Below are 26,079 nucleotides of genomic sequence, written 5' to 3' on the forward strand. Positions count from 1 at the left end.
TCGTGGCGAAGCAGCGAAAGAAGTTTCGTACAAATCGCCTCATCCTCACATATGGAAACGCCTGTGTCAAGATTCTGTTCCCTCTCCACTGCTATCCGCCCATGTCGTTACGACCGGAACCGGTAGGTGAAGACGGTTGAGAGGGTAAAATCAGCCGCACTCCCGGTGATGAAATCCAAATTTTCGACTCCGTACACCTGCCAGAGCAGACCGGGCAGAATCCGATAACTGACGCCGATCACCGATTCGGTCACACCCTTGTCCAGCACCCTGGTTCCGGTGCCGTGAAAAGGCGGTGAGTAGTAATCGAACTGCGCGGTGATGGAAAAATTGTCCGTCCAGAGATATTCCACGGCCACCAACCCGCTGATGACCGGCTGAAGGGCGAGCCCGGCGATCTGTCCTGTAGGAAACACCCCGTTTAAGTTGGCATAGACGATCCACCCGGTCGCGAAGGTCTTATCCAGCGCGAGACCGATGCCCGCATCCGGATGTCCGCTGCCGAAGATCTGTTCCGTATCTCCGGTCGGAGCTTTGACCCCCACGCGAAACGACAGGGCCGGAAGCGTCGAGGTTTCTTTCAGCAGTTGATATTTCCCGTAGAACGAAATATCGCCCAGCCCCGTTGCGCCCTTGGCGCCCTGAAACAGGGTCCGGCCGCCGTTGGTCACATTGAAGGCGTAGGCCGTTTCCCTCAGTGCTTTGCGGGCCGGAGAAATCCCGGTCGTCCCCCGCTCTACCCCGAGGATCGGCTCCTCCATGAACCCGCGATACCGGTGATAGCCCGGCACTTCCGCCCCGATTTCCAGCCGGTCGGTCAGACCATACCGCAAGAACAACCCGGCCCGGACGGTCTCAAACTTCATGGTCACGTCGGCCTGCTCGCTCTGGTCACGGGCGATCGAGGCGGTATTGGCCGCTTCGAGACGGATGTCGAAATCGCCCTTGCGCAGCACGGCCGCCCGCTCGCCGGGCATCGCCAGCACCAATTGATCCAGTGCCTGGAAGTTTCTGACGGGAAAGGGACCAAACCCTTCCGCGCCAGCCGGGAGCGGCAGGCTGCACGAAAGCGCGAGGAGGCAACACAAATAGACGATCTGCCGCATGAGTCATACCCGGCCGTTCACTCAGGCGTTGAGGCGATTAATAGGGAAAATCCAACCCGGCGAAAATCGCCCCGCCTTCGCGGCTATATCCGTAATCCAGACGGCCAACAACGTTCGGACGGACAATCGCTCGAAAGCCCACGCCCGGCGTCATTCGGTAATCTTGAAAGCTCACATCCTTAAATGAGTTGAACACCTGGCCCGTATCCAGAAACGGAGCCAGTTCGAAATCCGCGGTCACCCCGGCCAGCTTCGTGCGCAAGATATGAATCCGCTCCTCGATACTGAAGGCGATCAAATGTTTGTCGATATAGCGATCCATCCCGAACCCGCGCAGATTGTTCTGGCCGCCCAGCGACGACTGTTCAAAGAACGGCACTTGCGAGCCAATCGTGGCCTGCAGATCGGCCCGGACAACGAGGATGGCACGCTTGGATTCGCTGGGAAATAACTTTTTCACTTCGATTTCGTAACGCGAATACACGGGATGGTCGCCGTTTTTCACATTTTGATTCAGCTCGGCGTAGGCCATGACGGACATGCCGTCAGTGGGCGTGATCAGGCTGTCACGGGTATCGTAATAAAATGAGGCCCGATGCCCGACAATGATGGACTCGCCTTGAATACCGTCCACGGTGGGGAATTGCTCGACCGAGAAGGGAAGGTCCGTGGCGCCCCGCTGGAGTTGCACCTGCCGGACCCGCTGCCCGACCGAAACTTGCGTCACCTCGTTCGCATAGAGGCCAAGCCGCCAGTAGGCACGCGCTTCTCTGGCCGTGTAATTCGATTCATCCGCCTGTACGGTCGACTGCCCCAAGCCGAAGAACCGCGAGGTCGCGTTTTTGAAGAAGGTCCCGCCGAAGTTCAGAAAATACTGCCCGTTTCCGAAGGCCGGATCGACATAGTCGAACAGCACCTTGCGCTCGATCTTCTCGGTCAGCGAGGCGATCAGCTTCATTTGTCGGCCGCCCAGATCGTACTTGAAGAGATTGAACACCGCGCGGCTGCCGACGATCGAGTTCTGAATCAGCATCGGCGCCATGAGGTACTTCAATTCGCCGTCTGGATCGGAAATCAAAATCGGGGCAATCAAGCCGACGTCGTTCCCATCGTTCTTGCTGGTAGAGACCGACGGAACCGGAAAAATTTGCGTGTCAGCCCCTGCCGGGGACGGAGAACCCGCGAAAAGGAGTCCGGCCAGCGCCAGGAGAATACGGATCGACGAAAAATAATGTCGCTGCATGGCGCTCGCCGGAACGGTCGCTCTCTCTTGACGCTACGGAGCTTTGATCTTGTCGGATTTCTTGCGGAGCTGATCAACGAGGTTGGAATACGAGGAGGTGTGAAGGATCTTCGTAAATTGCCCGCGGTAATTGTTCACCAGACTGACGCCATCGACCACGACGTCGTACACATGCCAATCGTTACTTCTATTCAGCAACCGATAGTCCATGGGAATTTCTGTTTTGCCGGACAAGACCTTGGTGCGCACTTCCGCATATTCTTTTTCCGTGCGTTCATTGAGGTATTGCACACCCTCGCCGGAATAGGTCTCCACCCGATCAGCATAGGTATTGGTCAACAGGGTCTGGAACAGGTCGACGAACTCCTGCTTCTCCTTGTCCGACAATTGATTCCACTGTGCACCCAACGATCGCCGCGACATTTCCGAATAGTCGAATCGCGCAGCCACAGCTTTTTCCAAGCGCTGCCGTCGGTCTTCATGCCGGGCAGGGGCCTTCAATTCCTTATCGCTCAAGATCTTGAGCACCTCATCGATAGTCCCCCTGATCGATTCGGTCGCCGGACCGGCCATGGCAGACGACAACCCGCCCATGAACAGTTGCAGCGCCGCGAAGACACCCACGACCATCCATCGCCTTACACGCATTTCAACACCTCTCCTGTGAGTGAGGATCTCCTCGCCCAACCGGTCCCGTTTGCCTATTGCCGTCCTCCGACGCATGAGCCGATGAGACTAGTTGACCTTACCATGTACATACTGGCTAACCAGTTCCTCCAGATCAAGCCCTGATTCGGTGTCACGGATTTTGTCGCCGGGCTTCAATAGATCACCGCCCCCGCCCACGGACAGCGCGAGATACTTATCCCCGATAATTCCGCGGGTTTTGATGGAGGCAATCGTGTCCGAATACAGCTTCACGCCATCCTGAATCGCCAGCGCCACCAGTGCCCGATCGCTGGTGAGGCCGATGGTGCGGACCCGGCCGACCTCAACCCCGGCAATTTCCACCGATGCCCCAGGCTTGAGCCCCGAGGCCGATGTAAACTCCGCCTCGACCGGGTAATTGTGTCCGCCGATGACTTCCAGCTTGCCCAGCTTGATAGACAGATACCCCAGGCAGGCAATCCCGACGAGCACGAAAATCCCGACCATCAATTCCAGTTTTGCACGCTCCATAACGTCTCCTATCAGCGACCCCCGGTCGACAACGCTTTGGGCGCGACCGTGCCTCCGACAAAAATAAACTCGCGAATCTCTTCATCGGTCGTGTTCACAAACTCGCTCGAAGGAGCCATCTCGGCAATCCGGCCGTTCTTGAGCATCGCCACGTAATCGGAAATTCCAAAAATTTCAGGAATCTCATGACTGACCATCACGGCCGTGAACCGGAATTGCTGCTGCATCGCCACGATGAGGTCGTGAATGGCCTTCGCCATCAAGGGATCGAGTCCCGTCGTCGGCTCATCGAACAAAATGATCTCCGGCTCCATCACCAGTGCGCGAGCCAATCCGGCGCGTTTGCGCATACCGCCGCTCAGCTCCGCGGGGAATTTATGCCCCATGCCCTTCAGCCCCACCTGCTCCAGCTTTTCCTCGACCCGCCTGGTCACGACGTCGCCTTTCAGGCGCAGTTTCTCCCGCAGCGGAAAGGCGACATTTTCAAACACCGTCATGGAGTCGAACAGGGCCGCCCCCTGAAAGAGCATCGCGAACTTCTTACGGACCTCGTTCAGAGCTTGTCCTTTCAGGCGGGCAATGTCCGTCCCGTCGATCCAGACTTCGCCGCGGTCCGGCTGCATCAGGCCGATGATGTGCTTCAGCAGCACACTTTTGCCTTCGCCGCTGCGCCCGATGATGGTCGTCAGTTTTCCTGTGGGAATGGCCAGGTCCACGCCGCGCAGCACGGCCTGTTTCCCCAACGTTTTTTCGACACCGACGAGCTTAATCATGTGAATCCAGCAAAGATACGATCAGCTTTCAGGAATCAGTTCGCATTCTAACGCTGAATGCTGAAGGCTGATGACTGACAGCTCTATAACAACACCGACGTCAGGAAATAATCCCACACCAGGATCAGCACTGCGGACAGCACCACGGCTTCGGTGGTCGCAGTTCCGAGACCTTCTGCGCTGTGCTTGGTGTGAAAGCCCTTATAACAACAGACCCAACTGATCAACAGCCCAAAGCTGATGGATTTCAGAATGCCGCCATACACATCCTTCCACTCCACCGCCGACTCGATTGAACTCCAGTAGGCGCCTTCATTCCCGTTCAGCAACTGCACACCAACCACGTAGCCGCCGTAAATTCCGACCACGTCGAATAGGGCCACCAGCAGCGGCACGGCGATCACACTGGCCACGAGCTTGGGGCCGATCAGATATTGCAGCGGATTGATGGCCATGGTATCCAGCGCATCAATCTGCTCGGTAATCCGCATGATGCCGATCTCGGCCGTCATGGCAGACCCTGCACGGGCCGTCACCATCAAGGCTGCGAGGACCGGCCCTAACTCACGAATGATGCTGAGCGCCACAGCTGAACCCAGCACCGCCTCGGATCCGAATTTCCGCAGCGTGTAGTAGCCTTGAAGGGCCAGGACCATGCCCGTAAAGACGGCGGTGAGGACGACCACGAAAGTGGATTTGTAGCCGATAAAATTCAGTTGTTTGACGATTTGATACAACCTGAACGGCGGACGGGTCAGCCAGGCAAAGGACGAGAGAACGAACATCATCATCCGCCCCATCTGCTCCGTCAGATCGATGGTAAACCGTCCGATGCGAGCAATACCGTCCACGCCTCGCCCTCCTTTTGTCTCCCGAACCGGACCCGGCCTCCCGTCGCTCCCGCTCAGTCGAGTCCTTCGCGCAGGGCCCGGTCGGCACAGGATCGATACAAGGCCGTTAACTGCGCCCCTGCGACCTGACTTTGTACCCTCAGACGATTGAGCCCGACCAGGCTCGCTGGATGGGTCACACACGCAACCACACCCTTTGCCCATCCAGATGGCCTGAGAAACAGGTTGAAGTCAAGCGGCAGGCTCTCATCCACGAGATCCGACACCGTACGCACGATCGCAAATGGAATCCCCTGCTCCAAAGCCACCCGCCCCAAGGCCGCGCTTTCCATGTCGAGGCCGATGCCTCCAACCCGTCCGGCGATCTCCCGCTTTTCCTCCGCCAGGCAGAGCACCCGCGGAACCGTGACAAACCTTCCACTTTGCATAGGCAGAACCTGCGTGCGAACTGCCTGCTTCACCCACTCGACCATCGCGGGTGCGCACGGAACAGGACGTCCCGCTTGTGCGCTGTTTTCCAGGGTCGCCTCAGTGCCGATCAACACATCCCCGATGCCGGCCGGTCCCAGAGCACAGGCAAATCCTGTGGACCAGATGGCCGTCAAACGCTGCGCCGCGAGCACGCGTCGGGCGGTTGCTGCAGCCCGCTCCAGACCGACCCCCATAGGAATCATCCACCACTCGACTGACGCTTGGCGTGCCACCACACACCGGACTCCGCCGACGACCCGGACTTCCCTCGCGGAAAAGGCCTGCCGCACGGCGGCCAACTCCCATCGGGTGGCGACAAAAACACCGATCGTGGTCACAGCTGCTCCCGATGACGGCTGACAAGGGAAAATGGACTCGATGAACATCCACGGTCAGCGGGGCGACCGGAACTGTCCTGATTGATAGGCCAACTGTCGCAATTCATCTGCCCTCGTCGTTCCACGAGTCTTCAGATTGCGGTACATGGCCAGCGCCCAGAGGGGGAAGTATTGGCAATACCAATGATAACGGAGGTAGAACACGCGAGGGAAACCGGTTCCGGTATGGCGTACCTCTTCCCATGACCCGTCCTTCCGCTGATTCCGAATGAGGTAATGAATACCTCTGGCCAGGCTGAAGGAGTCGGTGACTCCGCCGGCCATGAGGGCTAACAGCGCCCAGGCGGTTTGCGACGGCGTACTTTCGCCACAACCACTCTCCGCAACATCCGCATAGGAGAGGCAGGACTCACCCCATCCGCCGTCTGGATTTTGCTTCGATTCGATCCAACTGACCGCGCGGCGGATATACGGAGAAGAGAGATCTTCGCCGATGGCGCGCAGCCCGGACAGGACCGACCAGGTGCCGTAAATGTAATTCACGCCCCAACGCCCATACCAACTGCCGTCCTGCTCCTGGTCGTTTTTGACAAAGGCCAGCGCCGACGCCACTGACGGGTGCGTCCAGTCATAGCCCAGGGTCGCGAGCATTTCGAGACAACGTCCGGCCAGATCGGCCGTACTGGGATCCAATAACGCGCGATGGTCGGCGAACGGAATGTAGTTGAACACGATTCGATTATTGTCGACATCGTATGCGCCCCACCCGCCGTCGGACCCTTGCATGGCGGTGACCCACCGGCACCCCCGGCGAATAGCCAGCCGCTGCTGGTCTTCATCGGGCAGGCGCACTTTAGCCAAGGCCATGAGCACCACCGCCGAATCGTCTACGTCGGGGAACAGCTCGTTCTCAAACTGAAAGTACCAGCCGCCCGGTTCTGCGCCGGGGGACGAAATAATCCAGTCGCCGACGGTCTTTGTCTGTTTGGATAGCAGCCAAGTGGCCGCTTTTTGCAACGCCGGATGATCCTGCGACATACCTGCCTCGGACAGCGCATTGATGAGCAAGGCGGTGTCCCAGATCGGGGAATGGCAGGGTTGCAGATGCAACGCATCGACGCATTGCCCGCTCTCCATCACGGTATCGTGAATTTCCAGTTCCTCGATCTCCCGCATCGCTTTCATGACCAGAGGATCGTCATTTTTAAACCCCAGGCAATTCAGGGCCATCACCGAATTGGCCATGGCGGGATAAATGGCGCCGAGTCCACCGCTCCCCTTCATATGATCGAGCATCCAGTTCTCGGCGCACTTGAGCGCTTTCTGACGGACCCACTCGACAGGCGAGCGATCGTAGATTTTGAGCAGCGCATCGAGATTGATGAAAAAGTTTCGGGCCGTAAACCAGGTCCGGTCCTTCTTGAAAGGCGGTACCGTGCTGTAATCGATCTCCGCCGGGGGATGCGTATACAGCTCGTCGATACCCTGTTCCGGTGGAACGTAGCACTGGGGCCGTTTGGCGAAAATGATCAACAGCGGAATCAAGACCGCGCGCGACCAGTAGGAAATCGCGTAGATGCTGAAATAGAACCGCTTCGGCAACAGCATGATTTCCGGCGGCATGCTGGGGACGCCGCGCCAATCGTACTGGCCGAACAAGGCCAGGGCGATTTTTGTGAAGACGTTCGCCGCCACCACCCCGCCCTTGTCGAGGATGCAGGTTCGCGCGTTGACCATGAATGGTTCAGCGGCCGAAACGCCGGAAAGCTTCAAGGCAAAGTACGCCTTCACGGAGGCGCTGATATCCGCCGGCCCCCCATGATAAATGGGCCAGCCCCCGCACGGGAGTTGCGCGGACTTCAGATAACGGATGACCTTGCGCTCACGCTCCGGGTCGACGCAGTTCATGAACCGGCGCAACATCAGGTATTCGGAACTCAGCGTCGTATCGGCTTCCAGTTCGGCGACCCAAAAGCCTTCCGCCGCATCCTGCCTGGCCAGAAACCAGGCCTGACTCTTCCGAATCGCCTCTTCCAGAGCTTCTAACTGACCTGTCGTATGTGAAGGAGCCCGCTTGGTGCTCTCACCGGCCGGAGCGTCAGGCTTGCTGGAGACGAGGCGCAGCACCGGAGCGGAGGCAAAATCGCGCGCCGCCCTGATCCGGCTGGGCACCGACACCAGAAGACTATCGGACAGACGATTGAATAGATTCTTGAGAAGTCGCATAGCTTGTTGCCGTGAATCAGACAGAGACGGCGGGATCGATAGTCGAGACGGTTCCATCGATCAAGCAGCGATCATATGAAACCGCGCAGTACCACGCATAATCATTAGCAGGACTGTATAACAAACTGCTGAAAGCCAGTCAAGGGAAGCAGCGCCGATTTGGAGTCTAAGTGCGCGTTTGAACTGAAGACAGAGCGTCTCTAGTTATCCGCAAACCTTCCTCCGTCAGGCCGGCTGAAGGTCGCCGAGCTTGACGGAGATCAAGGTCGACACGCCGGGCTCTTCCATGGTCACGCCGAAGAGCGAATCGGCCATCGCCATCGTGCGCTTGTTGTGCGTGATGACGAGGAATTGTGCCGTCGCCGACAGGCTACGCAGCACCGCCGTGAATCGCCCGATATTTTCTTCATCAAGCGGCGCATCGATTTCGTCCAGGATGCAGAACGGGGTCGGACGGATCAAGAAGCTGGCGATCAGCAATGCCATCGCCGTCAGGGTCTTTTCGCCGCCGGACAGCATCGTAATGCTCTTCAACCGTTTCCCCGGCGGCTGAGCCACGATTTCCACGCCCGGTTCTCGGGCGCCATTGTCCTCCGCACCTTCCTCCAACGGCTCTTCGACCAACTGCAGTTCCGCGCGGCCGCCGGGGAAAAATTGCGCAAACACATCACGAAACTTCTGCTGCAGTTCGTTGAAGGTCTCCACGAACATGTCTTTGGTCGTGCGGTTGATCCGCTGAATAATTTCCTTGAGCGACGCAATGGAGGTGGACAGATCCTGCTCCTGGGTCGTTAGAAACAGATACCGTTCTTCCAGCTCACGATGTTCATCAATCGCCGCCAGATTGATCGCGCCCATGCGGTCCAACCGTTCGCGAATCTTCTGAATCTGTTCCCGCAACTGCGGCGTCTCGAGCAGAGACACGGGTGCGGCCAGCCCTTCCCCTTCCGATAGGGGCTGCTCCTCTGTTGGTGATGCCAGCAGAGTCGCCGGATCGATTTGATAGGTGCCGGCCAGCGTGCTTTCGATGGTGGACAGGTGCGCCTTGACTTCGGCCTTGCGCACCTCGGCCGTCATGCGGCGATCGTGCAACGCCGACAGACTCTGCCGCACCGTGGTGAGGGTTTCCTCCACCGCATGCAATCCGGTCATTTCCTGCGCCTGACGCTCCTGAGCCGCAATGAGTTCCGACTTGATCCCGTCAACCTCGGCGCCGAGTTCGCGGCAGAGCGCCTCCTGCCTGGTCTGCTCTTCCCGGCTGCTCTCCGTCGACTGCGCCAACCCGGTCACCTGCTCTTCAAGGTCGGTCGCCCGTCGCTGCGCGGCGTCCAGCCGTTGCGTGAAACGCGCAATATCGCTGTTGGCATGCTCTCGGCGTCCACGCATGCTTTCGAGCGACAAACGGACTTCGGTCAGCCGCTGCTGAATCGCCAGTCCTTGGCTCTCGATCACCACCAGCCGTTCACGCACCTGAAGCAGCCCGTTTTCCTGCCCGAGTTTTTCCGCTACCCATTGGGCAAGTTGGGCCTGACCGGATTGAAACTGTTCCTGCAACCGCGCCTGTTCAGCTAACCCACGCTGCAGTTCTTCACCCAACATGTCCATGCGCCGGTGCAACTCGCCGCGCTGGCGTTCAATGTTTGCATCGTCTTTTTGCAGCGACAACTCCAACATCTCCGCCTCGCGGATGGCCCTGCCAAGCTGCTGTTCTTCCTCCCGACCCAAGCCCAATGCCGACGCCGCCTCCTCACGCGCAACGCGAGCCAGTTCCAGCGCCTGCACCGCCTCCGTCCGTCGGGCTTCCAACTCCAGCACTTCTCGCCGGCGCTGCAGGAGCCCCGCACCGACACTGGAGCCACCGCCGGTGATCACGCCTGCCGCATCCAGTGTTTCACCCGATAACGTCACATAGGTCGGGCCTGCAGGTGCCGGCCATTGATGCTGCTCCCACAGCTGCAGAGCCACAGCGAGCGATTCGACAATCACGATGCCGTCAAACAAATAACTCAAGGTGGGAGCGGACGCGCCTTCCGCGCGGATGACGTCCGCGGCGCGCCCCACCACTCCCGGCTGGCCATTGAGCGCAGGCCACCAGGAGGCTGAGGAATCCGTTGACGTCTGGTCGGGCGACCACCGGATATGCTGCGGGATAAACGCTCCGCGACCAAGCTCTTTGTCCTTCAAAAACTCCACTGCGCGGCTGGCGGCTGAGGGCTGATCGACCAACCAACCACGCACCCGTTCACCCAGGATGGTCTCCACGGCACGATCAAGGCCCGGCGGAATCACGAGCCACTCTGCGAGTGCCTCCCGCACGCCGTCGCAGGTTTTCAGCGCGGTGCCTTCTTCCTCCCCTTCGCGACCGTATCCCATTTCCTCCCGCACGACCCCTTGCAGCGCGCCCAGACGTGACTCTACCGCGGCCACATCTTCGGAGAACCGGACGATCTCGCGATCCAATCCCGTGATCTGCCCGCCCAGCCCTTCAATGCGCTCGATCGCGGCCTGACGTTCAGCCATGAGTCCTTGAATCCGCTGACTCGCCTCCTCCCGCTGCGCCGCAAGAAGTTCTCGCTGCTCATCCAACCCCGCCACTTGCGCGACCATTTCCTCCTGCTCGCGAGCGACCCGTTCTGCCCGGGCCGAGGTTTCCTGCTGGCGCGCGGTCACCTGCGCGAGACTCTGCTCCGTGTTGGCGACGAGCACGGCGAGATTCAGAACATCTTTGCGGGCGCGCTCCTCTTCGCCGACTGCTGCAGCCCGATGCCCGGCCAAGGCCTTGGCTTCGGCATCCGCCTGCTGCCACTGCGCGTCCTGTTCGACAATGTCGCCTTCCAACTGGAGCAATGTCGCGCGAAGTTCTTCGATCTCCCCCCGGGCCTGCTCCTGATCCGCGGCCAGCCGTTCCATTTCCTGCGATGCCTGGACTCGTTGCCGCTCGAACAATTCCGTCCGGTTCCGCTCGACCTCCGCGGCCGTCAATGCCTGCGACTGGCGCTGCTCAGTACCCGCCAAGGCGTCCCGCACGCGCGAGATGGCCTCGGCCGCGTCGTTCATCCGGAGCCGGATCGCTTCCTGTTCCGAATCCAGGCGAGCCTGCTCCGCCACCTGCTCAGCCTCCAGCGCTTCTACTTCCCGCGCTTCGTGGTCCACAGATTCCAGGTCTGCATGCATCGTGCGATAGTCACGGGACAACAGCTCGATCTCGAGACCTTTGGCTTCCTGCTGCAAAGTTTGGTACGTCCGGGCCTGGCGAGCCTGGCGCTCCAGTGAATTCAGCTGTTTTTTGACTTCCGCCACAATGTCGCGCACCCGCAAGAGGTTTTGTTGTGTCGATTCCAGCTTACGAAGCGCTTCGGCCTTTTGCTTCTTATATCGGACGATGCCCGCGGTTTCCTCGATCAACTCCCGGCGGTCCTGCGGTGAGGCTTGCAAAATCTGTTCGATTCGGCCCTGCTCAATGACGGTATGGCCCTTCGACCCGGCTCGGGTTTCTATCAGCACATCGCGAATATCTTTGAGCCGGCAGGGCGTCTTGTTGATGAGATACTCGCTGTCGCCATTGCGATAAAGACGCCGCGTGATCATCAGTTCCTGATATTCGCTCAATTGACTCGGCAACCCTGAAATCGCATCCAACCGCAACTCGCCCAGTCCGCCGATGACCAGCGAGACTTCCACTAATCCGAGCGGTTTCCGTACCTCTGTTCCGTTGAAGATCACGTCTTCCATCTTCTCGCTTCGAAGCGTTTTAGTGCTTTGCTCGCCCAGGACCCAGAGGATGGAATCCACGACATTACTTTTGCCGCTGCCGTTCGGACCCACGATCGCCGTGATGCCTTTCGGAAATTGTATTTTCGCTTCCGCGAATGACTTGAAGCCGAGCATTTCCAAGGACTTCAGATACACCGGCGACCTCCAGAGCAAGAAGGTTGAGATGGGACATCTTGTGAGGAAGAAAACGGAAAACTTTCTATCACAGCGATAGATTCAATGCAAAGAAAAAGCCCTTGATATGGGGGAATAAAGAGGCCACTCCCCCAATATATGGAGGAATGGCCGGATCTACCTGTAGGAAATTATGAGCACTTCCGACGAGTTTAGTTCGCGGAAGCCGCAGTGCGTGACGCAGACTCGATGGTGACCAATTCCTTTGGAAGGAGAAATTCCACGTCCTCTTCGATGACGGTCAATTCCTCGACCTCTTCCGAAGAGCCCAGGCGCTTCAGATAGGCCACCACTTCCGTGACGAGAACTTCAGGAGCGGAGGCGCCGGCCGATAGGCCCACGCTCTTCGCATCCTTCAACCAATCCGGATTGATATCCGATGCGGCATCGATCAGATAGGAGGGAATGCCGCAATGCTCGCCCAATTCACGCAACCGGTTCGAGTTGGAACTGTTCGGCGACCCGATGACGAGAATGACATCGACCAGCTTCGACAACGACTTGACCGCATTCTGGCGGTTCTGCGTGGCGTAACAAATATCTTCCTGATGCGGGCCTTTGATATTCGGAAAACGCCGATGCAGGGCTTCAACGATATCGCGGCATTCATCCACGCTGAGGGTCGTCTGGGTGACGTAGGAAAGATTCTGAGTTTTTTCAACGTGGAGCGTTTCCACATCCTGCACCGAGGACACCAGGTGAAACTTGTCCGGGATCTGGCCCAGCGTCCCGATGACCTCGGGGTGCCCCGCATGGCCGATCAGAATCAATTCGTAGCCTTGCGTGTAATCGCGGTTAACTTCGTTATGCACTTTGATCACCAGCGGGCAGGTGGCGTCGATCACATGCAGGCGGCGGCTCTGCGCCTCTTCCCACACCGACTTCGCCACACCGTGGGCGCTGAAGATCACCACGGAACCTTCCGGCACCTCGTTTAACTCTTCCACAAATACGGCGCCCTTGTGCCGGAGCGAATTCACCACGTGCCGGCTATGGACGATCTCATGGCGCACGTAAATCGGTGCGCCGTATTTTTTCAGGGACAAATCGACAATATCGATAGCGCGGTCGACGCCCGCGCAGAATCCGCGAGGATTGGCTAAATAAATCTTCATCTGCTGGTTCCCTCTCACACTCATGAAGGGCCGCCCGGCCGCCGGGAAACGCGCGGCATCTCACTAACCAGTCACCTTACGTCAGACCCGCTCGTGACGTCAACCGCGTTATCCAGCCCGTTCCGGCCGAAAAGCAGTTGAGGCTGTTGACCTATTGTGCAACAATCCCGCCATGCCGGCTCCTTCCAGCACGCATAAAAAAATTCTGATCGTTGAAGATGAGAAAGATATTCTGCAACTCGTCAAACTCTACCTCGAGAAAGAGGGGTTCCGGACAGTTGCCGCCATGACCGGCACAGAGGGCCTTCGGCAGGTCAAAGCCGAACATCCCGACCTGATTATTCTCGATCTCATGTTGCCTGAACTGGACGGCCTGGAGGTTTGCAAGCGGATCCGCCTGAATCAGGAGACCGCGCTGCTTCCCATTCTCATGTTGACCGCCAAGGCGGAAGAGTCCGATACGGTCATTGGCCTAGAACTGGGAGCCGATGATTACGTGACCAAACCCTTCAGCCCCAAAGCCCTGGTGGCGCGGGTCAAGGCTTTGCTGCGCCGGCTAGACCGCAACGCGAACAGTCCTCAAACCCAATATCATTACGGCCCCTTGACCGTGGATCTCTCCCGGCATGAAGTCCGGCTAGAGGGTGAAGAAATCACGCTCACCGCGAAAGAATTCGGTCTCTTGGAACACCTACTGCGCAATGTCGGGCGGGTGCTCACGCGCGACGTCTTACTCAGCGCCGTGTGGGGGTATGACTACTACGGGACCACGCGCACGGTGGATGTGCACGTGCGCCGGCTCAAACAGAAACTCCCGCTTCTGGATGACGCCATCGTGTCGATCAAATCACTCGGATATAAATTGCGCGAGTCCGACATTCCGGCATGAACCTCGGCATCCGGTGGAAAGTCGCCCTGGGCACGCTCGCCGCCGTCCTCGTCGGCCTCGTGGTCGCGGGCTGGCTCGTGATCCGCTCGGTCGAACAGACCGAACTCAGCCGCATGGCCGAGATGCTGGAGACGCGCAGCGGCCTGGCCGCCATGACCCTCCGGCCGCTCTTTGACCACCCCGGACAAGCCGTTTCAGTACCGCTGCTTCATGCCACCGTCCACGAACTGAGCCACCAGGCTCACCTTCGCATCACCGTCATCAAGCAGGACGGCACTGTGCTTTCGGATAGCGCCGTCCCCGCCGGGGGCCTGACACACGTCGACAATCATCTTGCTCGTCCAGAAGTGGCACAAGCCCTGGCATCAGGGCGAGGCATGGATATTCGAGCCAGCCAGACCACCGGAGAACGCACCTATTATGTCGCGCGACTCCTTTCAGAACAGGTGCCCCTGCAACCGGGCGTTCCGGTCATCCGCCTCGGCCTGTCGTTGACCTCCATTGATGAGCGAGTGCGGCACATTCAGCAAGATCTGGTGACGGCGTTCGGCGCCGCCTTTCTCCTCGCCATGGCCCTCAGTCTCTGGGTCTCGCGTAATCTGACGAAGCCCCTGTCTGAGATGGCCGCTGCCGCCCACCAACTCGCGACGGGAACGCCGGGGATCCGCCTCATTGTCTCCTCATCGGACGAGGTCGGTTTGCTGGCGCAGACCCTCAACCAGATGACCGATCAGCTGGAAACGAAAATCAAGGAGGTCTCCGACGACCGCGCGCAACTCCTGGCCATGCTCATCGCGATGGTCGAGGGCGTCATGGTGTTGGATTATCGAGGAACGGTGGTCCAGGTCAATCCGGCGTTGGAGCGCATGTTCGCCTTGGAACTGACGGAATCGCGCGGCCGCCACTATGCCGAACTCATCCGGCACGAAGGACTGACCACGCTCGTCTCTGGCGTGCTGCAGACGCGTTCCGGCCAAGGCGGTGAAATTATCCTCTCCCCCAGCGGCCGCTGCCTGCGTGTGGAAGCGTCGATCGCCGGGGGCAGTCGCGAGCAGGAAGCCTGTGCCGTGTTCGTCTTCCACGACATCACCGAGCTGCGCCGGCTGGAGAAAATCCGCAAAGATTTCGTCGCGAACGTGTCCCATGAGCTTCGCACACCGCTCACATCCATCAAGGGATACGTGGAGGCCCTGCTGGACGGAGGCAAGGATGATCCTGCGACGGCCGCCGCGTTTTTGGAAATCATCATGCGGCAAAGCAATCGCCTGAACCTCATCCTCGACGACCTGCTGCAGTTATCGCAAATCGAGTCCGGACAGGTGCTGTTTCGCCGGGAACCGGTGGAATTGCGGGCCTTGCTGGAACGAACGGTTGCAGTCATCAAACCGTTAGCGGACAAGAAGCACCATACGATCGAGTTGTCGCTTCCGGAGGAGTATGTCGTGGTGGAAGGGGACGAAGAGCGCCTGGCCCAGGTCTTTATCAACCTGCTGGAAAACGCCGTGAAATACACCCCGGATCAGGGACGAATCTCCATGACCATCCGGCATGCGACTCAAAGCCGGTCGGTTTCAGCCCGCCCGATGATTGAGGTCCTCGTGGCAGACTCGGGAATCGGCATTCCCGAAGCGGACCGGCCGCGAGTGTTCGAACGATTCTACAGAGTCGATAAGGCCCGCTCGCGCGAACTGGGTGGAACCGGCCTGGGGCTCGCCATCGTCAAACATATTGTCGAGGCTCATAACGGGCATGTCTGGGTGGAAGGCAATGCGCCGAGAGGCAGCCGTTTTGTGGTTCACCTCCCCGTGGCGCAGGAATCGCCTACAACAATTTCGACAGGAGCAGGTAACACATAGTCGAGAGGAGCGCCGCTCCCGGTAGGGTGAAGAGCCACGCCGACAGGATGCGACGGGTCACGCCCCACCGCACGGCCGATAACCGCTTGACGGCTCCGACACCCATCACGGTCGAGGTGATGGTATGCGTCGTGCTGACCGGAAGCCCGATATGGGCCGTGGCCATCAACACGATTGCGGCTCCGGTCTCGGCCGCAAATCCATGGACCGGCTCGAGTTTTACAATCCGCATGCCCAGGGTCCGTACGATTCGCCATCCTCCCACCGCCGTCCCGAGCCCCATCGCAACAGCGCAGGACCCGATCACCCAGGTCGGCACTTCCGCAGTAGGAAGCACCCCGGCCGAGACGAGTGCCAACGTGATAATCCCCATGGCCTTCTGCGCATCGTTCGCTCCGTGACTGAAGGCCATAAAACTCGCGGACACGAGTTGCAGCCGGGAAAACAACCTCAGGGCCAGGGCTCGCGGCACTCGAAAAAAGAGCCAGCTCAGCACAACCATCAACACCAGCCCGATCGCAAACCCGAAAAACGGGGAGAGGACCATCGCCTCAAGTACCGACCGTAGTCCGGAAAATTTGACGGCTCCCATTCCACCATGGGTCAGCGCGGCCCCCACCAACCCGCCAATGAGTGCATGGGATGAACTGGTCGGCAGCCCCAGCAAGAGGGTCATGAAATTCCACACAATGGCGCCCGCCAGGGCCGAGGCCACCACAGTCTGGGTCACCGACTGAGGATCGACGATCCCGGTGCCCACCATTTTGGCCACCGCAGTGGACATGAACGCGCCGGCCACGTTGAGACCACCGGCGACAAGAACCGCCGTGGAGGGACTGACCACACGGGTCGAGACCACCGTCGCGATGGCATTGGCGCTGTCATGCCAGCCGTTGGAAAAGTCAAAGAGCAACGCCAGAATCACCACGACTAACAATAATCCGCTCAGTTCAGCCATGACTGCCGCTTCCTACCCCTAGAGTATTGGTCAGGATGAGTCTCGAGGACCATGTGGGAGTCGCTCACGTGTGCTTCAAGGCGATGCGCTCGAGAATGTTGGCGACATCTTCACACCGATCGGTTCCCGCCTCGAAATTTTCGTAGATCTCTTTCCATTTGATGACGGCGATCGGGTCCGTCTCCTTCTCAAACAATGACGAGATGGCATCGCGAGAGATGCGATCGGCCTCATTTTCCAAGCTATTCACTCGCACGCTGCACTCCGTGACCGCTTGATGGGACTTGCCGAGCAAATCAACTGTCGCCCCGACTTCAACAGCCGCTTGATACAGCACATTTGCCAGCCTGATCGCCGCTTCCGTGGGAGCCACCACCTTATACAGCACAAATCGATCGGCAATCGCCTCGACCACATCCAGGATGTCATCCAAGGCGCTCGCCAGATCGTGAATGTCTTCCCGATCAATGGGCGTAATGAAGGTCTGATTCAGTTTCCGGGCAATCTCATGAGTAATGCCGTCCCCGACATGCTCGACGTCCTTGATGCGCTTCGCTTTCTCAACCGGATTCCGAAAGTCCTCCGTCATATCCTTCAATAGACGGCTCCCTTCGATCATGTTATGCGCCGCATTCTTGAACAGGTCGAAAAACGCTTCTTCCCGAGGTATGAGACCGAACATAACGTCCTTTCTATCAGGCTGTTGACCAAGCCTGGCGTATCTCCATCGCACGCCCCTATGCGACCTTGCTGGACAGCCTTTCTGAACTCCTTGCGATGGCTATTCCCTGCGCCAACACACCTTCGGGAGCCGACATGACCGGTGCCATGCCGTCGTCAACTTGCTTGCCGAGGGTGGTTACCAGCGCATCAATGCTGTGGCCCAGGTTAAGCCTCCGCCAAATGCCCCTAGTACCACGAGATCTCCTGCCACGACCCGCTGTTCCCGGACCGCATCGTCCAAAGCGATCGGAAGGGATGCAGACGAGGTATTCCCATAACGTTCGATCACCGAATGGACCACCTCCCGAGATAGCCCGAGGCGGCGACGGAGCTGCTCTAAAATTCTGGCGTTGGCCTGGTGGGCAATGACCCGGGTGACATCAGCGGCCGAGAGCCCAAATTCCTTCAGCAGTTCGACCATCGCCTGCTCCAGATGACGGACCGCAGCGCGAAACACGGCGCTCCCCCGCATCCGCAGCAGGTGCTCCTTCGCACGGACGGTTTCCATCCCACTTGGCTTCCGCGACCCTCCTGCGGGAATCGTGATGAGGCCATGCCCCGCCCCTTCCGCATACAGGCGCACACCAAGAATGCCGGCAGCCTCCGGCCGAACCGACTCATCCTGCACAACCACAACGGCACCGGCGCCATCACCGAACAGCACGGCTGTTTCTCTGTCTGTCGCGTCCAGCGAGCAAGACTTCACTTCGGCGGCAACGACCAAGCAGGATCGGATGTGACCGCTCCGGATCATGGCATCGGCCATCGACAATCCATACAGAAATCCTGAACAGGACGCCGACAGGTCAAATGCCATCACTGAACCGGCGTCTAGGGCCCGCTGCACGTGACAAGCCGTGGAAGGAAAGGCGCTATCCGGCGAGGTGGTCGAAACGAGAATCGCGTCCAGGGACCGGGGCGCCAATCCGGCAGCCTCGCAGGCGCGCTGCCCCGCCTCTACCGCCAGGTCCGAGGATGCCTGCCCCGGTTCGGCCCAATGTCTCGTGCGAATACCGGTCAGGGCTATGATGTGATCTGAATTCAGCCCAAGCGGCCCCCCCACCTCCTCGTTGTGGACCACTCGAGGAGGCACAAAGGAACCGGTCCCGACAATCCGACTGCGCTTCACGGAATTCCTACTGGAGCAAACTGGGAATTGGTCGTTAACAATGGGTCGCACCCATACTCAGAAGTGCGGCGCGATTATAGGACCCGGCTCCGGGAGGGTCAACTCCGGACATTGAATTCGTTGCTTTTCGGTTCATGATCTGCTAGAAAAATTGTGTAGTTACGTTCTGTTCACCGTCAATTCTTTCTGTGCGAAGGAGTCACTGAATGCATCGGCATTCGAGGGGTTGGTATGTGCGCCTGGCCGTCGTGGTGGGACTGCTGTGTTTTGCGTCCGGATGTTCCAGCAAACCGAAAACCACCGCTCAAGGCAAACCGGTGAGCGGGACAGACGAGCAGATCTTCCTCGGTGACACCATTGAAAAGAACTATGATCCCAATGTGATCATGAAACGCGGCGAGGCCTTCTTCGACAAGGAAGAATTCGCCGAGGCCATCGTGGAATACCAGCATTTTCTGGAATTGCATCGCAGCCACCAGCTGGCCGTGTATGCTCAGTTCCGTTTAGCTGAAAGCCATCTTCGGATGGGAAAATCGATCGACCGCGATCCGGAACCGATTCAGAAAGCCATCGCAGCGTTTGAGAAATTGCGGAAGGAATTCCCCAACAGTAAATATGAAGCCCAAGCGCTCCAGCGCCTGGCCGACTGCCATGATTGGCTTGCTCAGACTCACCTGTTTGTCGGGCAGTTTTACTATCGCCGCTCGTCGTACCTGGCGGCCGCCCACCGATTCGACATGATCGTGAAGGATTATCCGGACAAGAAGGTGGCTCCGGACGCCTTGTACTATCTGGCCTTGACCTATCAGGAACTCGGGGCGAACGATTGGGCGTTGGAAAAACTCCAGCTATTAGCGGAAAAATATCCGAACAGCGACGTGGCAGGAAGTGGCCGCCGGCTGCTGGCCAAACTGGGGAAACAATCGCCGCCGCCGGCCATCGCGTCCACCAAGGAAGCGCCGGCGCCGCAGAGCCAACCGCACGACACGCTGCTCGCGGCCTCGGTCCCATCAGCGTTTACTGCGCCGGCCGTGCCTGACCTCAAACGCGCTCCAAGCGCTGCCCTATCTCAGCCGTTCGTTTCGTGCCGGCTTGGCGCCTGGTGCTAACACGCCCCAAGACAGCTCACCTGCTTACCGCAAATGTAATGCTTCGAGGAGGAGGTCGTTGACTGATGCCTTCAGGCGTATCTTCGCGTTCGGGAGGAATGCCTGGGCCGTCGTACGTCCCTGCAGGACTTCGAAATAATCCTGCACGACGTCCTGGTAACGGCGCAGGAGCTTGAATGCGAGGCGAGGAAAGGCATAGATGACCCGGGCCATTCTGGCCGTCACACGGAAATCCGGAAGGATTTCCCGTTCTAGCGCCGTCTCGTACGCCGCCAGCGACTCGCTGTAATTGTTCTGATGCGCCAGTATCGCATGGGCCGCCAGTTGGCCTGAACGGATCGCATAATAAATGCCCTCGCCGAACAACGGGTCCACCAAATGGGCGGCATCCCCGACGAGCACCGCACGGCCTGCGGCAAAGCGGGAATCCCCTCCCTGACCCCGCCCTTCGGATTCTGTATAGACAGGAATCGGATGCCCTGCCGGGCGCGGCACCGTCCAGCCGGTCAAGCCTCGTTCTTCTGTGACAAAACGGTCGAAGGTCGCGCGCAGGCTTGTCGCTTTGCGACGGAATTCCCCGATTCCCACGGAAAGGCCTGTTTGCTTTGGAAAGATCCAACCGTATCCCTGACGAGCGGCCCCCACATCTACAAGAATCGTTGTAGCGGCGGGAAAGTGGTGATCACCTCTGATCGACACCTCACTCTCCAACGCCGGAGCCCGGTACTGCGATCTTTGCGGAAAGAAGCGGCGCGCAACCAGACTATTGGCCCCGTCTGCACCAATGACGATCTTTGCCCGATAGCGCCCCTGGCCGGTGGCCACCTCCACGCCCTGTGGGTCCTGCTGAATCTCCAGCACGCCGTGACCGGTTCGGATATGGGTCCCGGCCTGAATCGCTTCCTGCACGAGATAGTGGTCGAAACGGTCCCGCATGACCATGTAGGCAATCGGATGGGTTGATTGGATGAGCAGAGGATCCTGTCCACGGTAGACAAATCTGACGCCGTTCACAGACTGCTCGACCACGGATTGAAAACCAGGTTCCAGCACGTGGTCGATGCGCGCCGATAAGCCACCACCGCATACTTTGTATCGGGGATGCGACTCCTTATCCAAGCCGAGTACCGCTAGCCCACCGCGACTAAGGACCGCCGCAGCGGCCGCCCCCGCCGGTCCCATCCCGACAATGATCACGTCGTAGGTTGTGTGTCCGTGCCCATCAGCCATGTGCTGCACACCAGTTGAGGAATGCCGCTCCCCGAGCAAGTCCAATCTAACCGAAGTGAGACGAGACTGCTACGCAGGGGGGGCCAGAAGGAGCCGGACGGGGAAGAGCCTAGCCCGCCTTATTCATGCCGGGTCGTCGTGCAATCGCCGCGTCACGTTGCGAGACCGGCGCGCGGAGCCGGGAGGACCCGGGGCGTCCTCCTGCAGGACGTCGAGGGGCCGAGGAGCGAGCCCGCCGGCCGAAGGCCTGTCGCAGCAGCGGATCGGCGAGCGCAGCAGAAGTGCTCATGAATAAGGCGGGCCAGAGATCCTGACTACTGCCCGAGGTACCAGCCAATTCCGTATCGTTCGAGAAAGCTCGTGATCATGGTCAACGAGTTCGCATAGATCATCACGCCCACGACAATGAGCAATACCCCGCTCACCGTAGAGACGCCCCAGAGATAGGCGCGCACTTCCTTGAAGTAACTGAGGAATCGATCGACTCCCAACGCCGTGAGGAACAAGGGCAGGGCCAATCCCAGGGAGTAGAATGTAAGTAAGACCACTCCACTGAACATCGACTCAGTCGTGCTTGCATAGAGGAGGATCGTCCCAAGAACAGGCCCGACGCAGGGGGTCCATCCAGCTGCAAATGCGATCCCGATCAAGAACGAGCCAAGAAAACCGGCCGGACGATTCCGAAACTGGTACCGGTGTTCCATTTTGAGGAAATTCAGATTCAGGATTCCCAAGAGATAGAGCCCGAACACGATCACGACGATTCCGCCAAACCGTCGCAAATGTTCTTGATAGGTCATCAAGGCCTGGCCCAGCAAGCTCGCTGAAGCCCCGAACGCCACGAACACCGTTGAAAACCCGGCGATAAACAGCAGCGAGTTCACAATGATCGCCTTGCGAAACCGGCTTCGTTCAGAAACATCGGTCAGCTGTTCGATCGAAAGGCCTGTGATGTACGAAATGTAAGACGGCACCAGCGGCAGGACGCAGGGGGAAACAAAAGACAACAACCCGGCAGAAAACGCAGCCACCAGTGAAATCGATTGCACAGAGTCGGTCATGCTAAGACCCTTGCAACAACGCTTCGACTAACCGTTTCCCTGCCGGCGTGCTCCAGTCGCGAGCCCCGGGAATCCGGTTGCGAATGATGCCTTTGCGGTCGATCAGAAATGTCATCGGCAGCTGGCGAGCACCGTACTGAAGCCCGATCCTGAAATCGGCGTCATGGAGCACGGGAAATGTGAAGCCGACCTCCTGCTGAAAAGGCCGGGTGACAGCCGTGCCCTGGGCATCGGTTGAAACCGCCAGAATTTCAAATTCCTTGCGGCTGAAGGATCGATACAGCTGTTCCATTGCCGGCATTTCGATTTTGCAGGGACCACACCACGTGGCCCAAAAATTCAGAAGCACAACCTTCCCGCGAAACTGATCCAAGGTGACATTGAATCCTTCGGAATCCTTCAAGAGAAAGTTCGGCGCCTCGTCATCGACCTGCGGCGCACGACTCACTACCGTGAGGGGAGCAGGGTTCGAATTGGACGAAGCTCCGTAGACGTCGGCAAAAAGGACTCCGCCGGACACTAATCCCACGCCGATCATCGATAAGAACGACCAACGGTTCATCATACGTTTATAATACCGGAGCCGCTTTGGAAGAGGCTGCACTCGCCGCCTTGTCCGCAGGCTTCAGGAGTTGCGTCAGCACTTTGAGGTTATCCAATCGCGTCCAGTCCCTGGGCCCGATCACTTTTTCGCGCAGCACACCTTGCTGATCGATGATGTAGGTCTCGGGAACTCCCATCAATTTGTAGCGTTTATCCGTTTGCCCCCAGGAGTCGACCAAGACGGGAAAGGTCAGATTCAGGCCTTTGACAAAGGGTGGAATCTCTTTTTTTGTCGTGACCCGGTCGATGCTGACTGCCAGAATCACGAGTCCGTCTTTTTCAAAATTCTTGTACAACACTTCCATAGAAGGCATTTCTTCCCGGCAGGGTTTGCACCAGGTGGCCCAAAAATTTAAAAAGACGACTTTCCCTCGGTAATCAGACAAGCGTAAGGGCTTGTCGTTTAAGTCAGGCAGTTGAAAGTCCGGGGCCTCTTTTCCGACGATCAACGGCTCATACTTTGAGCTCTGCAGCCAGACAACGAGAAACATCACACCAAGAATGGCTGCGGCGGCAAGCACAACCACCGTTCGAGAGGGGCCACTTCGTACTGCGGGGCCGCCTGAACTCTGATTCACGTGATCACTCATGGCCTATGCGTACGCATGCAGACCAGAGAGCAGAAAATTCACTCCCCAGAAGCAGAAAATAACCATCAAAAATCCGAAGATCGCATAAATGGCAGCCTTATGCCCTTCCCATCCACGCGTCATGCGAGCATGAATATACGCCCCGTAGATCAGCCAGACGATCAACGACCAGGTTTCTTTTGGATCCCAACTCCAATAACCACCCCAGGCATAATTCGCCCACATGGCTCCGAGAATGATGCCAAAGGCCAGCAATGGGAAGCCCAACATGATCGCCTTGTACCCCAGTTCATCAATAGTTTCGAGATCAGGGAATGCCGCATAAAACCGGGACTGGCTGCCCCGATTCACCGCCCTCTCCTTGAAGAGATACATCAGACCCAACCCTCCGGCCATGGCAAATGCCGCGTAGCTGGTCAAGGTGACGGACACATGGATGTAAATCCAATAGCTATTTAAGGCCGGCACCAGCGGTTCTGCCGTCTGGTAGCGATAGGGCAGAAGAGAGGCTGCCCCCATCGCAATAAATCCGATCCCGACCACAAACGCGCCGACAGCCTTGATCCGGTAACGAAACTCCAAGAGCACATAGCCGAGGATGATCGCCCATGACACATACGCCATGGCCTCGAATTGATTGGACCAGGGGGCGAAGGTTCCGGAATGCTCCATCCGCTCGAAGGCCCTGGTCATCAAGGCCATAGTATTGAGCACCCATCCAAACACGGTCACCAGGGTAGCCACCTGTCCCAGTTGAGTCGCCCAGGCCCCATCGCGATCTTCAAGGTTATCGATGGGATGCCCGGCCGCAGCCATCTGCATCGCGGGACGCTTCGCGAACAGATACGCCACGTAGAGCCCTAGTGCAGCCAGATAGAGCCAGAACGTCATATCGAACAGAAACAATGATCGCATCATACGGGCCTCCGTCTATCGTATTGTGCAGCGCCGCCCTGAAATGAAAGAGTTCCTCACAGCGCTGAAACGGGCTTCAGGATGAAGTCTTGGCTTGAATTTTCTCCGTCAATTTCTTGAACTCTTTTTGAAAGTCGATCTGACTTTTGTGCGTGGTTCCACCGAGATGAACTGTCACGCCCGATTCACCGGGCAGGATCTTCGCCCACAGCCGCCGATGATAAATGAGTGATGACAGCGTCATCCCCACCACCAACATCGTACACCCGATCCACACCATCATGATGCCCGGATTTCTGGCGATCTGTAGACCGGTAAACTTCTTGGGTTGATACCCGATAAACTCGAACTGATACGCAGAGTCCTTAATCTCAAACAGGTCGGGGTAATGATAAAACACCCAGGGGGTGGATTGCACGGTGCTGCGCTCATCGACCGCCAGGCGAATGGCGGGATTGGCATGCTCGGCGGTTTTGGAAAACACTTTCTTTTCGGTGGAGTTGAAGGCGAAGTCGGCCACGAAATCGGTCATCTTCATTTTCAATGGAAGACCCTCGACCGCTTTTTCCTTGTTCCACTCCAAATCGACCGTCGCAACGACTTTATCCGCCTTCTTGTCTTTGATATTGATCCGCGCTGCTTCGATTTGATCCCAGGCATCTCCGTAACTGGATTGGTAGAACCAGATCCCTTTGTAGACCAACGGATCATTGACCGTGATCGTCTTGGTCATGGTCGGCGCGCCTTGATCAATCACCGTCAAGGTACTGTTGTAGGATTTCACTGAACCATTTTCATGATAATCGATCCAAAACTTGTCGACGCGCAGGTCAAAGTTCCCTCTCGGGATATGATACGTCTGACCCTCGAGGCACACCCCGAACTCTGAAAATCCGTAATAGCTGCCGAGCAGGCCTCCAAGTACAATCACCGTCGCACTGAGGTGGGCGACATGGGCGCCGACCCGGCCCATGATTCCTTTGGTGGCATAGACGGTCACCTCGCCGGGGTCGCTTTTGGCTAATACCTTGTAGCCTTTTTCCGCAAACAGCCTCACCAACGACTCCGCCACCGTTTCTTTCGGTTGATTGAGCGACAGAGTGGTCTGCTGTTTCATCCCTTGGATGAATGCCAACGAGACACTGACCTTATCCTGACGCATGGAGCGCCAGACGCTGGGAAACCGTTTGTGAAAACAGGTGAGCGAGTTGACGCAGAGCAGGCCCAGGAGACTGGTAAACCACCAGGTGTGATAGACGTCCGTAAATCCCAGGCGAAGAAACCAGCGATAGGCCTCTTCCCCATATTCCTGCACATATGTTTCCGGTCGCTCGCCTTGCTGGATCACCGTGCCAATGGTGGCGGTCATGGCGAGCACAATAAACAGGAACATCGCCAGTTTAATGGACGCGAAAAAGTCCACGACCTCGCGCGAAAACTCATCCCACCCGAGGCCGGATGTGGAAGGGCCAGATGCGCTCATCTCTGATGCTGCGTCGGGTTTATCGTTCATGAATCAACAGACCTCGCTGCTTCGACCTGGCCGTCATACAGATCCCATCATCATAACGAATGACGAGCTGCGTGTGGGAACCTGCATCAACGCAGGCCGATACCACGAGGTTGGAAGTGCCGGGGCAGAGCGCTTGATGAAAAATGTTCCAAATACGCGAAAAGTAAGCTATCTTACAAGTCGTCTCGAAGGACTGTCAAGCAAGACGCGGGTCTCACGAAAGACGCAATCCATTCTGTCAGAACGGTAGACA

Annotated in this window: 22 protein-coding genes; 3 read left to right on the forward strand and 19 right to left on the reverse strand. The window is 58.1% G+C overall.

Features of this window, described 5'->3' with window-relative positions; all coding sequences use genetic code 11:
• Positions 1-107: 107 nt before the first annotated feature.
• From GDA65_06105 to ispH, 10 genes are all read right to left on the reverse strand, one after another.
• The gene (locus tag GDA65_06105; GenBank protein ID MBA5862262.1) at positions 108-1,106 is read right to left on the reverse strand and encodes a DUF3187 family protein; all 999 of its coding nucleotides are present in this window, start codon (positions 1,104-1,106) and stop codon (positions 108-110) included.
• A gap of 37 nt (positions 1,107-1,143) precedes the next feature.
• Positions 1,144-2,349 carry a BamA/TamA family outer membrane protein gene (locus GDA65_06110; GenBank protein ID MBA5862263.1) on the reverse strand — a complete coding sequence of 402 codons (1,206 nt, stop codon included), beginning with the start codon at positions 2,347-2,349 and terminating at the stop codon, positions 1,144-1,146.
• 33 nt (positions 2,350-2,382) lie between these two features.
• Positions 2,383-2,997, reverse strand: coding sequence for an ABC transporter substrate-binding protein (locus GDA65_06115; GenBank protein MBA5862264.1), 615 nt, complete (start codon positions 2,995-2,997; stop codon positions 2,383-2,385).
• A gap of 87 nt (positions 2,998-3,084) precedes the next feature.
• Positions 3,085-3,528: an outer membrane lipid asymmetry maintenance protein MlaD gene (gene mlaD, locus GDA65_06120; GenBank protein MBA5862265.1), complete on the reverse strand. Its 444-nt coding sequence runs from the start codon at positions 3,526-3,528 to the stop codon at positions 3,085-3,087.
• Between the two features lie 11 nt (positions 3,529-3,539).
• Positions 3,540-4,301 carry an ATP-binding cassette domain-containing protein gene (locus GDA65_06125; GenBank protein MBA5862266.1) on the reverse strand — a complete coding sequence of 254 codons (762 nt, stop codon included), beginning with the start codon at positions 4,299-4,301 and terminating at the stop codon, positions 3,540-3,542.
• Between the two features lie 83 nt (positions 4,302-4,384).
• Positions 4,385-5,152 carry an MlaE family lipid ABC transporter permease subunit gene (locus tag GDA65_06130; GenBank protein MBA5862267.1) on the reverse strand — a complete coding sequence of 256 codons (768 nt, stop codon included), beginning with the start codon at positions 5,150-5,152 and terminating at the stop codon, positions 4,385-4,387.
• 53 nt (positions 5,153-5,205) lie between these two features.
• Positions 5,206-6,009 carry a hypothetical protein gene (locus GDA65_06135; protein ID MBA5862268.1) on the reverse strand — a complete coding sequence of 268 codons (804 nt, stop codon included), beginning with the start codon at positions 6,007-6,009 and terminating at the stop codon, positions 5,206-5,208.
• 6 nt (positions 6,010-6,015) lie between these two features.
• Entirely contained in the window at positions 6,016-8,187 is a 2,172-nt protein-coding gene (gene shc, locus GDA65_06140; GenBank protein ID MBA5862269.1) for a squalene--hopene cyclase, read from the reverse strand.
• A gap of 225 nt (positions 8,188-8,412) precedes the next feature.
• Positions 8,413-12,096, reverse strand: coding sequence for a chromosome segregation protein SMC (gene smc / locus GDA65_06145; GenBank protein ID MBA5862270.1), 3,684 nt, complete (start codon positions 12,094-12,096; stop codon positions 8,413-8,415).
• Between the two features lie 191 nt (positions 12,097-12,287).
• Positions 12,288-13,250 carry a 4-hydroxy-3-methylbut-2-enyl diphosphate reductase gene (gene ispH / locus GDA65_06150; GenBank protein MBA5862271.1) on the reverse strand — a complete coding sequence of 321 codons (963 nt, stop codon included), beginning with the start codon at positions 13,248-13,250 and terminating at the stop codon, positions 12,288-12,290.
• Positions 13,251-13,422: 172 nt separating this feature from the next.
• Here ispH and GDA65_06155 point away from each other — a divergent pair, with 172 nt between their 5' ends.
• Both GDA65_06155 and GDA65_06160 read left to right on the forward strand, forming a co-directional pair.
• Positions 13,423-14,139, forward strand: coding sequence for a response regulator (locus GDA65_06155; protein MBA5862272.1), 717 nt, complete (start codon positions 13,423-13,425; stop codon positions 14,137-14,139).
• A complete protein-coding gene (locus GDA65_06160; protein ID MBA5862273.1) occupies positions 14,136-15,995 on the forward strand; it encodes a HAMP domain-containing protein in 1,860 nt (619 codons plus the stop codon). Before GDA65_06155 ends, GDA65_06160 begins: the two co-directional genes overlap by 4 nt.
• Here GDA65_06160 and GDA65_06165 read toward each other — a convergent pair.
• From GDA65_06165 to fabH, 3 genes are all read right to left on the reverse strand, one after another.
• Positions 15,961-16,953, reverse strand: coding sequence for an inorganic phosphate transporter (locus GDA65_06165; protein MBA5862274.1), 993 nt, complete (start codon positions 16,951-16,953; stop codon positions 15,961-15,963). The genes GDA65_06160 and GDA65_06165 overlap by 35 nt on opposite strands.
• A gap of 64 nt (positions 16,954-17,017) precedes the next feature.
• A complete protein-coding gene (locus GDA65_06170) occupies positions 17,018-17,635 on the reverse strand; it encodes a DUF47 family protein (GenBank protein ID MBA5862275.1) in 618 nt (205 codons plus the stop codon).
• 177 nt (positions 17,636-17,812) lie between these two features.
• Entirely contained in the window at positions 17,813-18,805 is a 993-nt protein-coding gene (gene fabH / locus GDA65_06175; protein ID MBA5862276.1) for a beta-ketoacyl-ACP synthase III, read from the reverse strand.
• A 206-nt stretch (positions 18,806-19,011) separates the two neighbouring features.
• Here fabH and bamD point away from each other — a divergent pair, with 206 nt between their 5' ends.
• Complete coding sequence (bamD, locus tag GDA65_06180; protein MBA5862277.1) at positions 19,012-19,914, forward strand: outer membrane protein assembly factor BamD; 903 nt, start codon at positions 19,012-19,014, stop codon at positions 19,912-19,914.
• Positions 19,915-19,938: 24 nt separating this feature from the next.
• Here bamD and GDA65_06185 read toward each other — a convergent pair whose 3' ends face one another.
• The 6 genes from GDA65_06185 to GDA65_06210 form a co-directional block, all read right to left on the reverse strand.
• Positions 19,939-21,144 carry a geranylgeranyl reductase family protein gene (locus GDA65_06185; protein ID MBA5862278.1) on the reverse strand — a complete coding sequence of 402 codons (1,206 nt, stop codon included), beginning with the start codon at positions 21,142-21,144 and terminating at the stop codon, positions 19,939-19,941.
• A gap of 314 nt (positions 21,145-21,458) precedes the next feature.
• Positions 21,459-22,205, reverse strand: coding sequence for a cytochrome c biogenesis protein CcdA (locus GDA65_06190; protein MBA5862279.1), 747 nt, complete (start codon positions 22,203-22,205; stop codon positions 21,459-21,461).
• A gap of 1 nt (position 22,206) precedes the next feature.
• Positions 22,207-22,743 carry a redoxin domain-containing protein gene (locus GDA65_06195; GenBank protein ID MBA5862280.1) on the reverse strand — a complete coding sequence of 179 codons (537 nt, stop codon included), beginning with the start codon at positions 22,741-22,743 and terminating at the stop codon, positions 22,207-22,209.
• Between the two features lie 31 nt (positions 22,744-22,774).
• Complete coding sequence (locus GDA65_06200; protein MBA5862281.1) at positions 22,775-23,299, reverse strand: redoxin domain-containing protein; 525 nt, start codon at positions 23,297-23,299, stop codon at positions 22,775-22,777.
• A 102-nt stretch (positions 23,300-23,401) separates the two neighbouring features.
• Positions 23,402-24,316 (reverse strand): c-type cytochrome biogenesis protein CcsB, encoded by a 915-nt coding sequence (gene ccsB / locus GDA65_06205; GenBank protein ID MBA5862282.1) that lies wholly within the window; start codon positions 24,314-24,316, stop codon positions 23,402-23,404.
• 73 nt (positions 24,317-24,389) lie between these two features.
• On the reverse strand, positions 24,390-25,826 hold the full coding sequence (locus GDA65_06210) for a hypothetical protein (GenBank protein ID MBA5862283.1): 1,437 nt from the start codon (positions 25,824-25,826) through the stop codon (positions 24,390-24,392).
• Positions 25,827-26,079 lie beyond the last annotated feature (253 nt).

The organism is Nitrospira sp. CR1.1 (assembly GCA_014055465.1).
Lineage (GTDB): Bacteria > Nitrospirota > Nitrospiria > Nitrospirales > Nitrospiraceae > Nitrospira_A.

Excerpts from the sequence above, each read along its gene's own strand:
- GDA65_06105 (MBA5862262.1), bottom strand. The coding sequence starts at position 1,106 with ATGCGGCAGATCGTCTATTTGTGTTGCCTCCTCGCGCTTTCGTGCAGC.
- GDA65_06110 (MBA5862263.1), bottom strand. The coding sequence starts at position 2,349 with ATGCAGCGACATTATTTTTCGTCGATCCGTATTCTCCTGGCGCTGGCC.
- GDA65_06115 (MBA5862264.1), bottom strand. The coding sequence starts at position 2,997 with ATGCGTGTAAGGCGATGGATGGTCGTGGGTGTCTTCGCGGCGCTGCAA.
- mlaD (MBA5862265.1), bottom strand. The coding sequence starts at position 3,528 with ATGGAGCGTGCAAAACTGGAATTGATGGTCGGGATTTTCGTGCTCGTC.
- GDA65_06125 (MBA5862266.1), bottom strand. The coding sequence starts at position 4,301 with ATGATTAAGCTCGTCGGTGTCGAAAAAACGTTGGGGAAACAGGCCGTG.
- GDA65_06135 (MBA5862268.1), bottom strand. The coding sequence starts at position 6,009 with ATGTTCATCGAGTCCATTTTCCCTTGTCAGCCGTCATCGGGAGCAGCT.
- shc (MBA5862269.1), bottom strand. The coding sequence starts at position 8,187 with ATGCGACTTCTCAAGAATCTATTCAATCGTCTGTCCGATAGTCTTCTG.
- ispH (MBA5862271.1), bottom strand. The coding sequence starts at position 13,250 with ATGAAGATTTATTTAGCCAATCCTCGCGGATTCTGCGCGGGCGTCGAC.
- GDA65_06155 (MBA5862272.1), top strand. The coding sequence starts at position 13,423 with ATGCCGGCTCCTTCCAGCACGCATAAAAAAATTCTGATCGTTGAAGAT.
- GDA65_06160 (MBA5862273.1), top strand. The coding sequence starts at position 14,136 with ATGAACCTCGGCATCCGGTGGAAAGTCGCCCTGGGCACGCTCGCCGCC.
- GDA65_06165 (MBA5862274.1), bottom strand. The coding sequence starts at position 16,953 with ATGGCTGAACTGAGCGGATTATTGTTAGTCGTGGTGATTCTGGCGTTG.
- GDA65_06170 (MBA5862275.1), bottom strand. The coding sequence starts at position 17,635 with ATGTTCGGTCTCATACCTCGGGAAGAAGCGTTTTTCGACCTGTTCAAG.
- bamD (MBA5862277.1), top strand. The coding sequence starts at position 19,012 with ATGCATCGGCATTCGAGGGGTTGGTATGTGCGCCTGGCCGTCGTGGTG.
- GDA65_06185 (MBA5862278.1), bottom strand. The coding sequence starts at position 21,144 with ATGGCTGATGGGCACGGACACACAACCTACGACGTGATCATTGTCGGG.
- GDA65_06190 (MBA5862279.1), bottom strand. The coding sequence starts at position 22,205 with ATGACCGACTCTGTGCAATCGATTTCACTGGTGGCTGCGTTTTCTGCC.
- GDA65_06195 (MBA5862280.1), bottom strand. The coding sequence starts at position 22,743 with ATGATCGGCGTGGGATTAGTGTCCGGCGGAGTCCTTTTTGCCGACGTC.
- GDA65_06200 (MBA5862281.1), bottom strand. The coding sequence starts at position 23,299 with ATGTTTCTCGTTGTCTGGCTGCAGAGCTCAAAGTATGAGCCGTTGATC.
- ccsB (MBA5862282.1), bottom strand. The coding sequence starts at position 24,316 with ATGATGCGATCATTGTTTCTGTTCGATATGACGTTCTGGCTCTATCTG.
- GDA65_06210 (MBA5862283.1), bottom strand. The coding sequence starts at position 25,826 with ATGAACGATAAACCCGACGCAGCATCAGAGATGAGCGCATCTGGCCCT.